Consider the following 14,334-nt stretch of genomic DNA (forward strand, 5'->3'; position numbering starts at 1 on the left):
CATTCACCCTAAACACCTACTTACAAGCCAATTTAATTCTAATAAAAATTAATTGACAGTTCAAATGTTAACTATTAGTTAATTGCATATGTAGATTAACCTATCTATTTTAGTTTTTATTTAACATAAAAATACCTCTATATTTTTCCGAATATAGAGGCATAATTAAGTTTGAGCAACATCTATTCTTTAAGAAGTGTCTTTACTACTTGTACTGTGTTTGAGTTAATTTTTAATAAGTACATACCTTTAGCTAGGTTTGATGTTTCAATCCGTATTTCTGAATTAAAACTATTTACAGATAGTGTTTTTACCTGTTTCCCAGAAAGATCAAATACTTGAATATTTTGAATCTGTACATTATCTGGGTTAGTTACCATTATGTAAGTTTTTGTAGGGTTTGGATATAAACTAAAATTAGTTGAATTAACTTCAGCTATACCTAATACGTGATCTTCAACAGTTAACTCAAATGTATAAAGGTCTTCATTTCCGCCCATATCAATTACAGTTAATGAAATATCATAAGTACCTGGCGTAAACGTTGTTCCTATTTCTGGAGATTGAGAAATTGTAGCAATACAGTTTTCTTCAAATGTTATACCAGCAGTAAAATCTTCAAGATTATATTCATTATTTAAGTCTGCACCTCTTGTAGTATCTTCAGGTAGTGTATCTTGATTAAAAACTGGTGCAGTAAAATCTTCAACAGTTACCACTGCTATACCTGATGATATATTGCCTACAGCATCTGTTGCTGTTAACATTACTGTATTTTCTCCTAGATCATCACAACTAAAGCTTGTAACATCAAGCGTTAAATCTTGCAATGAACAGTTATCTGAAGAGCCTGCATCTATTTGAGAAGCTGTAATGTTTACAGAACCCATTTCATCTAACACAACAGAAATATTTTGAGTTAACACTTCTGGTTCTAAAGTGTCTAATATCGTTACATTTTGCGTCTGCTCAACAGTATTGCCAACTTCATCTGTATATGTCCAAGTTACAATATAATCTCCTTGCTCTGTGTATTCCATAGCGTCTTCTGTAGTTGCAGTAATAGTTCCAGAACAGCTATCTGTTGCCGTTGGCGCTGTTAAACTTACACTACACTCTGCAGCAATATCCTCTAATGTTTCAAGACTTGGTATTGGCTCCTCATCATCTACTTCTAAAACAGCAATTATAAGTTGCTTCTGTACAATGCCTCCATTACCATCATTTACTTCAAACACCACTTGATTTTGTCCTAATTGTTCTACTGTTGGTCGCCAAGAAATAGTGTTTTCGCTAAGCGTCATTCCTTCTGGCGCAATGGCTAAACTAAGTGTTAATATATCTTCTGAATCGACATCACTAGACGTAATGGTTTCAGAATACTCTGAACAGGCATCTGTATAATCTGGTAAAGATTCTGTTATAATTCGCGGTAAATTATTCTCATCTGGAGAAATGAAGTTAAACGTGACTACATTAGACAACGGACTTTCAACAAAAATCTCGTCATCTCCTTCTTTTACAGCTGTCACCGCAAAATTATACTGGCGACCTGCTTCAATCTCAGTAAAATCGAATGATGATGTGTTACCTACATTCTCATTGTCTGAAAATAGCGTAACAGTTTCGTTACCTTCTGTGATATATACGTTATAAAGCTCTGCATCTTCAACTGGGCTCCACGATAACTCAAAGATATTGTTGTTCAATTCTCCAAATAAGGTTGTTGCATCAACATCTGTTTCGCGATTTATTGTAAAACTTTCTGTACCGTAAGACATTGCTGGTGCTCTACTCGTTTCTGCATCTTCAATATCATCATTTATAGTTCCGTATATGTAATAGGTTCCGTTTTTAAGTGCACTTGTATTAAATGTAAAACTATCTGTATTGTCGTTTTCTGAAATACCTTCAACAATAAGATTACCATTTGCATCTTTATCATCTGTATCATAATAGAAGGACACGTTAGCATCACTATCAAAGTCTTCATCTTCCCAAGTAAACGTAACTTCATCATTAGGTGCATTTTGGGTTACTGAAGTTACTGTTAACTCAGGTGCAAACTCTGCACCATAGATGTCAATCTCATAAGTGTCGCCATCATCAATCCTAATATTGTACTCACCAACAGGTGTATTCTGTAAAATATAGAAGGCTTTATTATCTTCTTCATAGGTTGTTGCTAGATAGCCTAAACTTTCGGCATTGGTTGGTGTTACTTCTGTTCCATCAGGTAAAATCAAGATATAATCTGGTGTTCCTGATGCTCCTTGTACTCTCACAATAATATTTCGCGCACTTTCATTTAATGTGAATGGTATATCCATTGGCGCAAAACTGCTTTGTGACGATGCTGGAATAACAAGACTTGCGCCTTCTTTTCCATCAGAAATTAACTGAAGCTCCTCATCATTTTCAAAATAGAATTGATTGTTGAAACTTGATGGCGACTGACCATTAAAAAACGATAGGTTAAATATTCCTAAGTTGGCTTCAAAATTGGTGCGATATGTTCCGTTTGATCGACGTTGTAATGCTACTGCAAGTTCTAAAACTTGGGCAACTGTCAATTTTCCTCTCATTGTGGTATTATTAAAAGTAGCTTCTACTGAAGCAACAGTTAAAGGCAGAAAACGATTTATAGCCTCACAAGCAACACAGCCAAAAGTGACTTCTACAGATGGAATTGTAATCGACAAGTTCGCCGTAGACTCAAAGAACAGCTCGTCATTACGATGCTCTACCAACATAGATGCGTTTCCTTTAAACACGCCGTATAAATTTACAAATGCTCCAACTGAAACACCGTTTGCTTTAATGGTTACATTACCACCACCAATATCTTGTCTGTATAATTGTATAGTTCCTGATGCCGTTAATGAGGTTCCTAAAGTGTAAGCTACCTGCATATTGTCCAAGCGTAAATCGATAGGCGAGACTGTAGGCTCAATATCGACACCTAAACCAAGCGATAAAGGTGGTATTTGTAATCCCTCAATAAATCCATTTCCGCCTGCAAGTGAAAATCCTGTGTTTGCAATTGGAATACCTGGTGAGACCTCAATTTCTAGACTAACAGAATCTAAACCGCCGTTTATAATTTGTATTGAAGCTGCAATGTTTACACCCTTATTTAAAAGATTTAAACGCACCTCTGCACTACCACCAAAGGAATTTGTAAACGTATCAAAATTGATGGAGGCATTTCTTAGGTCAAAAGTATTTAAGATTCTAATATTTGGTGCAATCATAGCACTTCCCATAACGTTCACACCATCCACATCATCAATACGAATACGGTCCATAGTAATGTTTGCATTGGTTCCAAAAATTTCTTCTGGCAAGCTTATAACACCTCCCATTTCAATCCCTTGCTTTCTAACACCACCAACAGTCTCATCAATCAATTTAAATTGGGAAATTTCAACAGGAATACCTACTAAAGTAAACAAGGTAGATACGCTAGCAGCAGTAGCGCCAACACCTACATTTAATACGGGATCAACATTATCCACAGTTTGTTCAATCATTCCAGATTGTAACAAAACACGGTCGCCGCCAAAGTCGCCAATCTCTGGAATGTCATTAACAAACACATCAATTTCCTCGAGACTGGTTACTGTCATTGCAGTTGTATTCACCAAGACATCGCCGCCATACTCTAACTTTCCGGCGTGTACGTTGCCACTCATTAGCCAAGTAACACCATCAGGCTGTAGGGTTCTACTATCAGATTTAAAGACCAATCCGCCAACAGCAACCTCTTCAGGTTCTACACGTGTCCCATTTACTTGAATAACGTGATTTGTAAATCCGTTATCTCCATTCGAAATGTCTGATATTATTATGACGTTTCCTGAGGTGTCACCAAGGTCACCTTCTGGTGCAAAGGTTATTTTAAATTGTGCAGTTTCATTGGGTTGCAGTGTGACAGCAAAAGATTCGCCCTCTTCTATTCCAACACGCTCTAAGGTAAACTCACCATCATTTGCAAAGGCAAAAATCTCAAGTGGTAGGTTTCCTGTGTTTCTGGCCGTCAAAATTTGCTCACTAACTCGACCAATACTGGTATCTGGAAATGAAATAATAGTGGTCTCATCCATTCCATCGATATCTTCATCAAAATTAAGTTTCGCACGGTTTGCGCCTCCTGTTGTGTAAAATTTATGGACATAACCTGATGGAATGCAAGTACCGCATAGAAAATCGAAGTTCGTCGTTGGTCCTTCAGCTTGAGCGGTTACGATTGCGGCCGTTGTAGCATATGAGTCTTGGTTACCATCTGGTGAAAACTGAAAACGAATATCTTTTGTCTCGCCAGGTGCAATTTCCAAAGGATATATATCTGTGCCATCCTCATAAGTGGTCACTCTAAAAATGCTGGAATTGTCTGAAGCAAATGTATAGGCGCCAACAAGTGTCATTGGTTTAGAGCCAGTATTTGTAACCGGTATAAGGGAGAATGTGGTCTCTCCTGTGTCTGTTTGTGGAAATGTAAATGGGTTATTTGCAAAACTTATCGTTGCTCTGTTTGTAATATTTGCTGAAAGATTTACAGACTGATTTACCGTAGCAGTATCATTTGTAGATACTTGCAAAATAGCTTCTCGAACTCCTGAATCTGAAGGGTTTACTGTTACATTAACCTCTTGCGATTCTGAAGGCGCCAAAGTAATTGGAAAGCTGAGACCTTCTAAGTTAAAATCTGAAGCATTTGCACCGTTAACGCTAATGCCATCAATTATTAAATCAGACTCGCCAGAATTTGTCAAGCTTGTGACAGCTGTTCTTGTATCAGTTAAATTCAGCGTGCCAAAATCGAGTGTGCCAGCTGTACTTAATTTTGGTCCCGTTGTTTCTCCCATCAAGGCGACATCTGCATTGCCTGCTGATGTTTCAATAGTCATTGTTGCGGTTTTCAACGTACGTGTTTGTGGTGCAAAAACAACTTGAAATGACAAGCTAGCTTGTTCAGAAATATTTATAGGAAAACTTACATCTGTAACTGAAAAATCATCTGCATCTTCACCTGAAAATGAGATGCCTGTAATCTCTAATCCTGTATTACCCATATTACCTACACTAACTAATTCTGTTCTTGTATTTGTAATAATTTGAGTGTCTTGAAAATTTATCATAGCGCGATTAACAGTAAGTAATGCCTCAAGTGCATTTCCTGAAAGTGATACTGTATTTGGAGAACTATCGTCATCACTCACAACACTTAGCGTCGCTGTTTTTTCCCCTATCTCTGAAGGCTCGAATGTAATAGGAACCATTATGTTATTTCCTGGAGAAATACTTATAGGTAACGTGACGCCTCCGATATTAAACTGAGTAGTTTCTCCAGATAAGTTTAATTCTGACACAACCAAATCGACCGAAGCTTCTTCAGTATTTGAAATGATTAAGTTTTGCGTAGCTGGCGTGCCTACATTGGTATCGCCAAAATCAATACTGTTTGTTGAAAGTTCGATAAATGTTTCTGCGCCATTACCAAGCAATGGAATCACGTGAGGACTGCTTGGTGCATTGCTTGTATAAGTTAAGGTTGCCGTCCTGTTACCTACCCCAGAAGGTGTAAATAAAACTTGTAAAATCACAGTATTTCCAGTACCAATAGTTAAAGGCTCATTGCTTGTGGTAATTTCAAAATCTGATGCGTGTGCTCCTGATATACTTCCAGAAGACAACTCTAAATCTGCAGTTCCTGTGTTTTCAATATTAAAGTTTTCTGCACTAAAACTACCAAAATCAACATCTGCAAAATCTATAGGGTTTGGAGTGATGGAAATACCGCTTTCTTGACCGAAGCCTCTTGTAAAAATTGAAGATAAAGCATCACTGTTTACGGTTTCAATTCTAAAAAACGTAGAGCGCTCGCCTGTAGCAGAAGGCGTAAATTGAACCTCAACAGGATACGTACTATTACCAGGAATATTAAACGGTAAACTTGATGGGTCTGTAACTATAAAATCATCATTTGCTCCTGTAGAAGGTGAACCTGCAGAAAAATATAGGTTACTCAAAACTAAAGTACCGTCACCTGTATTGTTAACATCTACCGTTCTGGTTGTTGGCACTCCAACTTCTTGACCATCAAATTCAAAAGGACTCATTTGTACTTCTATTTGCGGTAATAGGATTTCGGCTTGCAAATTTGAAAAGATGGTTGGGTTATTTGGGTCGTTAGTGTCAATTTGAATATCTATTCCTCTAACTGCTGTATTGGGCGAACTTGTTTGCTCACGTGCTATGGCATTAAAAGTAACTTCAAAATTTCGTGATTCTCCTTCAATTAAAGTAAACGGAAATGAAATTCCAGATTCTAGGCTAAAGTCTTCAATAAAATTTGCATCTGTTGTAAAATCTAAACTAGAAACCATTAAATCTGCATTACCTGTATTAGATAGTGTTATCTCATCTGTAACATTCACAAAAATATCGTGTGTGCCAAAATTTACATTAGTCACCTCTGCAATAGGCTCAAAAATTTCGCCAGCACTTCCGCTCAGAGGAATATCTACAGTTCCTACAGGTGTACTAAAATCTGTTCCATAAGTAACTATGAGGGTTGCATTTTTATTACCAGGTGTAGTAGGATTAAAATTTGCCTCCACAATAACTTCTCCTTCCGGCCCAAAAGGAGCGCCTGGATTGTTGGATTGACCAAATTGATTAGCATCTGGACCAGTAATATCAAACTCAATAATTGTCCAATTGTTTGAGGTGTTATTGGTTAAAAATGTAACCTCGGTAGATTGTTGACCTACGTCTAAGTTTCCAAATTCTATAGAAGATGGATTAGCAGTAGCATCTTGAGCATTAGATTGTTGTATACTTAAAAAGACAATGCAAACAACAAGTAAATATTTAAACATTAAGTAAGTGTGCTTCATAATAATAGGTTTTCAGAGATATAACAATACATACATAAACTTTATGCAATGTATAGTCTACCTTAACCTCTTACAATACGTATAAGCACGAATAAACTACGTGTTACTACGTAGCTGTTTATTTTGAGAGCTGTTAGTCACCAAAACATCATTTACACACTTAGAGATTGACTCAAATGTATCTGTAGGAAACACATAACCCTTAATATGATCAAACTTTAATATAGACAAATCATTATTTAAAAAACCATCTTCTATAATAATCATATTTAATGAAGCTTTAGACTGCTTTAAATATTTTTGAGAGTTTTGATATAGTTTTCTTTCAAGCAATACAATATCTACGTTAGGTAAGTTTGTAAAAGTAATTCCATCTGTAGATTTTAAGCAAAAACCAGTAGCTATATAACCTTTAGTATTAAGATATTGCGTTACAGAATAGGCGTATAATTCTGAAGAGTGGTAAACAGCTACGGTATGTAAATTCATAGTATATTTTATACTTGAAAGGTATAACTAGTATACAAAGCTGTATATACGTAGTACCACTAATAAATTACGTATAATCACGTAACTATAATGCTAAAATTATAACCTTATTTGTCATTGCCCAATTAGATAGTTTAGTGTTAACCTGCTTGAGCCCTAACTTTTCTATAATATTGCTTCTGTGCTTTTCTATAGTTCTTGAAGAGACGGACAGTTGCTCTGCAATAGCATTAGTTGAATTTTGGTTTGCTATTTTTTTTAATATTAGAGTTTCAGAAGGTGTAAGTAGCTTTAGTTTTCCTAATTCGTCTTCTGCATCAATTATGGCTTTTGTATCAAACGACTTGCTAAAGCACGTTTTTCCACTTAAAACTGTTTGAATACATCGTTCTATTTCAAAAAACGAATCTTCTTTTAGTAAATAACCTTCTATCTGTAAGGATTTTGCCTGTGCTACATATTCACTTTCCTTATGAAATGACAACACAATAAATTTAGTTAACACACCTTTCTCCTTTGCCATCTTTACAACATCGAACCCAGTAAGCAAAGGCATATCTATATCTAACAAGGCTACATCGGGACGCTCAGACAATACAGCTTCCAGTGCTTGCATACCTTGTAAAGCCTGAGACACAACATTGTAGTTATGTTTAGTTAACTCATCATATAAACCTTTTAGTAACATAGGATGATCATCTGCAATGACAATTGATATTTCTGAAGGTTTTAATGGCATTATTTTACGGGTATTGTTAGTGAGATGGTTGTTCCTTTTTGAGGTTCACTATTAATTGTAAGAATACCCTTTATAATCTTAGCTCTTTCAAAAAGGGTTTTCATTCCTAAACTATTCGAAGTTAATAATTTATTGGCAGTACTAAATCCTATTCCATTATCTTTTATAAGCACGACTATGGTTTTATCTTTATTGAAAACCTTTACCGATGCAGATGGCGATTTAGAATGCTTTACTATATTTCCTAGGGCTTCTTGTATAATCCTATATATATGTAACGCTTGGTCTTCACTTATTTTATGATCTATATTTTCAATATCATTAGTAAAAAAAATATCTGTATTTGCATCGGTTTCATTTACCAAGGATGTTATTGCAGATGTAAGTCCTAAACGATTTAAAATTGATGGATGCAATCCTCTAGAAATACTTCTTAACTCTTCTAAAGTTGTATTTGCGAGAGTAAGCATTGGCGTATCTCCAAACGTTTTAGTCTGTCTTGTAAGAAGCATTAATTTTTGCCCAACACTATCGTGCAGTTCTCTTGCTACACGTGTTCGCTCAGCTTCTCCAGCCTCGATTAACTCTTGAGAATATTGCTCTTGTTGTTGTTTTTCTTTTTTAGCAAAATTTCTTGAACGTATAATAACCACTAAACAAAATGCACCTAAGAGGCCTAAACCTCCAAAAATTATCCACTGAGATTTTACTTTATTTTCTGAGTCTAATAGCTCAATATTTTGCTTTTGGGTTTCAATCTCTAAATCTTTCTTAGCTGTTTCAAACTGTGTTTGTACATAGGCAAATCGGTTACGTGTAGATGCTGTTTTTATTGAATCGTTTACTTTAGAGTATACTTTATAGTATTCTAAAGCTTTTGCATTGTTCCCTTTACGTTCATAAATTATAGACAACAAACTGTTTATTTTAAGAGAAAGACCAGCATCCTTACTGTTTTGTATATGTTTTACCAGCTCTAAACCTATACGTTCTGCATCTTGCAATCTATTTTCTGAAAGCGCTATATAAGCTTTGGCAAAATCGTAATTGGTTTTTAATTGGGAATTAAAGGATTTCCCTTCCATAATTTTATTAAGCCTCCTTAAATATACTTTTGCCGTATCTATTTTATTTGCTCTAGCATATGCCTCAGAAGCATAGCTTAAAACGAGAACACTCACAATTTCCTGAATGTCTGACTTTTCATTTTTAAATTTAAGTGCCTCTCTGTAATGGTATAACTCTTCGTGATCATCTAAAAAAACAGCCTCGACACCAGCTTGTAAATGAGCCATGGCAACCACTTGCTCTTCGCCTATTTTAGGTCCTTGTTCGTAAATGACTTGTCTTGCTTTTTTAGCCTGATCATTTAGTCCATTTCTCCCAAACAAAGTAGCCAACCCATTTTGGGACCATAAATAAAACAAAGTATCCTTTTGGTGTATAAATAGTGCAGATGCTTTCTCGAAATGTTCCGCACTTTCAGATATTTCATTAAGCTTAGATAGATTTTCAGCAGATTTAAGGTACAAGTATCCATACTCATAAAGTGACGAATCTTTAACTTTTTCCAAATATGTAATACCTTGTTTAGATAACAATACTGCGTTTTGCAGTTGCTCTAAATATCCTGCCGCCTCTGAGTATGCTACGTAATATTTACCAATCTCAGAAGGTATTGTTACGTTGGCTAGGTGCTTTTCAAAATTATTTAATGTTTTAAAAGCTTCTTTATGCTGAAGCGTTTTATAGATATAGAAATTACTTAACACATTGGAATAAACTAAGGCCTCATCATATCTCTCAAGGTTTATATATACTCTCGAGTATTTCTTAATTGAATCTAAGTGAAACACTCCAAATTTATCTTCAGACATTACAAAATGCTCATCTACATTTCTTGTTTCTGATAATTTTAAAGCAAAGCTGTCATTTAAATTAGCTTGCTGTGCAGAACTATTTAAAAAAGATAACAAGACAAGTATGTACCAAAGAAAATTCTTCATTAGTTTCGTAAATATATTTTTTTTAGCTGACTTTCTATTATGGCCAAAACTAAAACTACCTTTTTCTGCCAAAACTGTGGCACACAATATTCAAAATGGCAAGGCCAATGTTCTGCTTGTAAAGAGTGGAATACTATTGCCGAAGAGGTCATCCAAAAAGCTGAAAAAAGTGATTGGAAAACTGCTACAGCACCTAAGAAAAGAGTGGCTAAGCCACAAAAGGTTGCAGATATCTCTTACACTCAAGAACAACGCTACAATACTAAAAACAATGAGCTAAATCGTGTTTTAGGTGGTGGCTTAGTGCCAGGAAGCTTAACACTTCTTGGTGGTGAACCTGGTATAGGTAAAAGTACCTTAATGCTTCAAATAGCGTTACAGCTTCCGTTTAAAACTCTTTATGTTTCCGGAGAAGAAAGTGCTCAACAAATAAAAATGAGGGCAGAACGTATAGATAATTCAGAAAGTAATTGCTTTATCTTAACTGAAACTAAGACACAAAACATTTTTAAGCAAGTAGAAGCTATTGAGCCAGATATTGTGGTTATAGACTCTATACAAACACTTCATTCAGATTATATAGAAAGTAGCGCAGGTAGTATTTCTCAAATTAGAGAGTGTACTACAGAGCTTATAAAGTTTGCTAAAGAAACAGCTACACCAGTTATTTTAATTGGTCATATTACCAAAGACGGAAACATTGCTGGACCAAAAGTCTTAGAGCATATGGTAGATACTGTTTTGCAGTTTGAAGGCGACAGAAATCATATTTATAGAATTCTTAGAGCTCAAAAAAACCGTTTTGGAAGTACTCACGAACTTGGTATTTATGAAATGCAAGGCTCTGGTTTGAGAGAGGTTGCCAATCCTAGTGAAATATTACTATCTAAAAATGAAGATGACCTAAGTGGTACTGCTATTGCAGCAACTCTTGAGGGTATGCGCCCATTAATGATAGAGATACAAGCCCTAGTAAGCTCTGCTGTTTACGGTACTCCACAACGAAGCGCTACAGGATATAATGCCAAACGACTTAATATGCTTTTAGCTGTTCTAGAAAAAAGAGCTGGATTTAAATTAGGTGCAAAAGATGTCTTTTTAAATGTAACCGGTGGAATTTCTGTAGATGATCCTGCAATTGATCTCGCTGTGGTTGCAGCTGTTTTATCCAGCAATGAAGATATTCATGTTCCTAAAGATATTTGTTTTGCAGCAGAAGTGGGTTTAGCAGGAGAAATAAGACCTGTACCAAAGATAGAGCAACGAATACTAGAAGCTGAAAAACTAGGCTTTGCATCAATTATGATTTCACGCTATTGTAAACTTCCGAAGGAAACCTATGGCATCAACGTAGTAAAAGCAGCGAAGATTACAGATGTTGTGCATTATCTTTTTGGATAGCACCAAAATGAAGTTGAAATTGAATTCGAAATCGAAATTGATATATTTTTTAGTACAGCTATCTCAATTAAGGCACTAATAGCCCATAGCTCACCACTCATAGATTAAAATACTAATACCTTACACCTATTCCCTAACGCCTATTTTTGGCATAATTTCTGTTTAATTTATAGCTGCTATGAATAAACAGATTTTTATTACTTTAAGTGTATGTTTAGTAATTGTTTCTTGCAAGCAACTTACCAAAGCAACAGATTTTATTACGCAACCAACTGCAAAAGAAATATATGCGCGTGATTTTGAAGACACAGATGTTGTTTTTAATACTTGGACCAAAAACTTCGAGGTTTCAAAAAATGATTCTCTAAAAATTAATTTACCATACTTAGAGCAAGTACAATTACACAGCACTAATCTTCAGTCATATTCATATAACATAAATCTTTCTGAAGGTGAGTTATTTAACCTTCAAATTGAAAGTGATGTAGATTCAATTCAATTTTTCTCTGAATTATTTAAAATTGAAGGTGACTCTATAACATCATTCAAATCATTAATAAAAAGCAAGCCTAATGAGACAAATATGTCTGTCCCAATTAAAGAGAGCGCTACTTATAAACTTATAATACAGCCAGAAATCTATGCTTCAACAAAAGCATCTTTAAAAATATTTACATCGCCTACCTATTACTTTCCTGTAGCTGGCAAAACTAGTAAGGCCATACAAAGTTTTTGGGGTGCAAGTCGCGATGGCGGTAAACGCAGCCATAAAGGTGTAGATATTTTTGTAGAAAGAGGCACACCTGTAATTGCAGCTGTTGATGGCTATGTAAGTTCAACTGGAAATAAAGGATTAGGCGGAAAACAAGTTTGGTTGAGAGACGGTCTTTTTGGAGCTTCACTTTACTATGCACACTTAGATAGTATTGCTACGCAGTCTGGTAAAAAAGTAAAAATAGGAGATACTCTAGGTTTTGTAGGTAATACTGGCAATGCAAAATACACACCACCACATTTACATTTTGGTATTTACAAAGGCTATAATGGCGCTGTAAATCCACTGCCGTTTATTAAAAATGCTGAAATCCCAGAAACAGATAATTTATTTGTTGCTATAACACCTAAGGCTATAATTAAAAACAGCGTAGCTAATATAAGAATAGGACCATCTTCAAAATTTGATAAAATAACCCAACTTAAGCGTAATGATACTATTACAGTTCTGGGTAAACAGGATGATTGGTTACATATTAAAACAGGTGACGGACAAAAAGCTTTTGTGTTTAAAACGCTTACACAATCACTGCCTTAAAATTTAGAATTTACATTAACATTCCTTTGTTAACAGAATTAAATAGCTCTGGTTATCTTTAAAAGAAAAAACCATATGTCATTATTCGGTAAAATTAAAGGCACATTATCTCTTTTAAAAGATATAGATATAGAAGCTATTGCCAAGCTAAATTCTAAGATAGACTTAAAAGAAGTTATGGATAAGGTTGGCAGCTTAGATGATGACCAGCTTAATGGCTTAATGAAAATGCTTACTCGAAAAGCAAAAAGAGGCCAGCACAAATTACCGCCTATTGATGGAGATTTTTATGACCTTAGCCTTAAGCTAACTCCAGAGCAACGAGAGATACAGCTCAAGGTGCGTAATTTCATGGAAGATGAAGTGAGACCCATTGCCAATGAGTATTGGAAGAAAGCAGAATTTCCGCAACAGATTATCCCAAAATTAGCCACTTTAAATATTGCCGGCATAGCTTATAAAGGCTATGGTTGTCCAGAACAAAATTTTGTGATGGAAGGTATAATTGCTATTGAAATGGCACGAGTAGATGTTTCGATGTCTACATTTTTTGGCGTGCATAGCGGTTTAGCTATGGGAAGTATTTACCTATGTGGTAGTGAAGAGCAAAAGTTAGAATGGCTTCCTAAAATGCAACGAATGGAAGCTATTGGCGCCTTTGGTTTAACAGAACCAAATGTAGGTTCTGCCATTTCTCAAGGTATGGAAACCACCTGCCAACGTGATGGTGATACTTGGATACTAAACGGTCAAAAAAAATGGATTGGTAACGCCACATTTGCAGATGTAACAATAGTTTGGGCTAAAGATGTAGATGATAAGCAAGTAAAAGGATTTTTGGTAAGAAAAGGCACGCCTGGTTTTTCACCTGAAAAAATTGAAGATAAGATGGCGTTGCGTACTGTAGAGAATGCCTTAATTACTATAACAGATTGTCGTATTTCAGAAAGTGACCGTTTACAAGAGGCTAATAGTTTTAAAGACACCGCAAAGGTTTTAAAAATGACACGTGCTGGTGTTGCTTGGCAAGCAGTAGGTTGTGCTAGAGGTGCCTATGAAAGTGCAGTTAAGTATTGTAAAAAACGTGAACAATTTGGGAAGCCAATTGCAACTTTTCAACTTATACAAAATCATTTGGTAGAGATGCTCGCTAATCTTACAGCTATGCAAACCCTATGCTATAGACTTTCTGAACTCCAAGACGAAGGATTATTAAAGGATGAACAAGCCTCTTTAGCTAAGGTATTTTGTTCTATGCGCACACGAGATGTTGTAAGCAGAGCAAGAGAAGTTATGGGTGGCAATGGTATATTGTTAGAACACGATGTTGCTCGTTTTGTAGCAGATGCCGAAGCAATTTATAGTTACGAAGGTACCAAAGAGATTAACTCATTAATTGTTGGGCGCGCAATTACTGGATATTCGGCGTTTGTGTAATCCTTATTTATTAGACAGTTAACATAATAAACTAAAAAAGCAGGTTTT

At 35.5% G+C, this 14,334-nt stretch carries 7 protein-coding genes; 3 read left to right on the forward strand and 4 right to left on the reverse strand.

Going from position 1 to position 14,334, the window contains the following annotated elements; translation table 11 throughout:
• Positions 1 to 182: 182 nt before the first annotated feature.
• The 4 genes from CA2559_RS01480 to CA2559_RS01495 form a co-directional block, all read right to left on the reverse strand.
• Complete coding sequence (locus CA2559_RS01480; protein WP_013186059.1) at positions 183 to 6,902, reverse strand: choice-of-anchor D domain-containing protein; 6,720 nt, start codon at positions 6,900 to 6,902, stop codon at positions 183 to 185.
• A gap of 96 nt (positions 6,903 to 6,998) precedes the next feature.
• Complete coding sequence (locus tag CA2559_RS01485) at positions 6,999 to 7,391, reverse strand: hypothetical protein (protein ID WP_013186060.1); 393 nt, start codon at positions 7,389 to 7,391, stop codon at positions 6,999 to 7,001.
• Positions 7,392 to 7,476: 85 nt separating this feature from the next.
• On the reverse strand, positions 7,477 to 8,130 hold the full coding sequence (locus CA2559_RS01490; RefSeq protein ID WP_013186061.1) for a response regulator: 654 nt from the start codon (positions 8,128 to 8,130) through the stop codon (positions 7,477 to 7,479).
• A complete protein-coding gene (locus CA2559_RS01495; RefSeq protein ID WP_013186062.1) occupies positions 8,130 to 10,136 on the reverse strand; it encodes a tetratricopeptide repeat-containing sensor histidine kinase in 2,007 nt (668 codons plus the stop codon). Before CA2559_RS01495 ends, CA2559_RS01490 begins: the two co-directional genes overlap by 1 nt.
• Positions 10,137 to 10,175: 39 nt before the next feature.
• Between CA2559_RS01495 and radA the strand changes: the two genes are divergently transcribed.
• The 3 genes from radA to CA2559_RS01510 all read left to right on the forward strand — a co-directional run bounded on the left by radA (position 10,176) and on the right by CA2559_RS01510 (position 14,286).
• On the forward strand, positions 10,176 to 11,537 hold the full coding sequence (gene radA, locus CA2559_RS01500) for a DNA repair protein RadA (RefSeq protein WP_013186063.1): 1,362 nt from the start codon (positions 10,176 to 10,178) through the stop codon (positions 11,535 to 11,537).
• A gap of 178 nt (positions 11,538 to 11,715) precedes the next feature.
• Positions 11,716 to 12,849 (forward strand): M23 family metallopeptidase, encoded by a 1,134-nt coding sequence (locus CA2559_RS01505; protein WP_013186064.1) that lies wholly within the window; start codon positions 11,716 to 11,718, stop codon positions 12,847 to 12,849.
• Between the two features lie 75 nt (positions 12,850 to 12,924).
• Positions 12,925 to 14,286: an acyl-CoA dehydrogenase family protein gene (locus tag CA2559_RS01510; RefSeq protein ID WP_013186065.1), complete on the forward strand. Its 1,362-nt coding sequence runs from the start codon at positions 12,925 to 12,927 to the stop codon at positions 14,284 to 14,286.
• Positions 14,287 to 14,334 lie beyond the last annotated feature (48 nt).

Source organism: Croceibacter atlanticus HTCC2559 (assembly GCF_000196315.1).
GTDB lineage: Bacteria > Bacteroidota > Bacteroidia > Flavobacteriales > Flavobacteriaceae > Croceibacter > Croceibacter atlanticus.

What these genes read in the sequence shown, in the direction of transcription:
- CA2559_RS01480 (WP_013186059.1), bottom strand. Translation starts at nt 6,902, where the DNA reads ATGAAGCACACTTACTTAATGTTTAAATATTTACTTGTTGTTTGCATT.
- CA2559_RS01485 (WP_013186060.1), bottom strand. Translation starts at nt 7,391, where the DNA reads ATGAATTTACATACCGTAGCTGTTTACCACTCTTCAGAATTATACGCC.
- CA2559_RS01490 (WP_013186061.1), bottom strand. Translation starts at nt 8,130, where the DNA reads ATGCCATTAAAACCTTCAGAAATATCAATTGTCATTGCAGATGATCAT.
- CA2559_RS01495 (WP_013186062.1), bottom strand. Translation starts at nt 10,136, where the DNA reads ATGAAGAATTTTCTTTGGTACATACTTGTCTTGTTATCTTTTTTAAAT.
- radA (WP_013186063.1), top strand. Translation starts at nt 10,176, where the DNA reads ATGGCCAAAACTAAAACTACCTTTTTCTGCCAAAACTGTGGCACACAA.
- CA2559_RS01505 (WP_013186064.1), top strand. Translation starts at nt 11,716, where the DNA reads ATGAATAAACAGATTTTTATTACTTTAAGTGTATGTTTAGTAATTGTT.
- CA2559_RS01510 (WP_013186065.1), top strand. Translation starts at nt 12,925, where the DNA reads ATGTCATTATTCGGTAAAATTAAAGGCACATTATCTCTTTTAAAAGAT.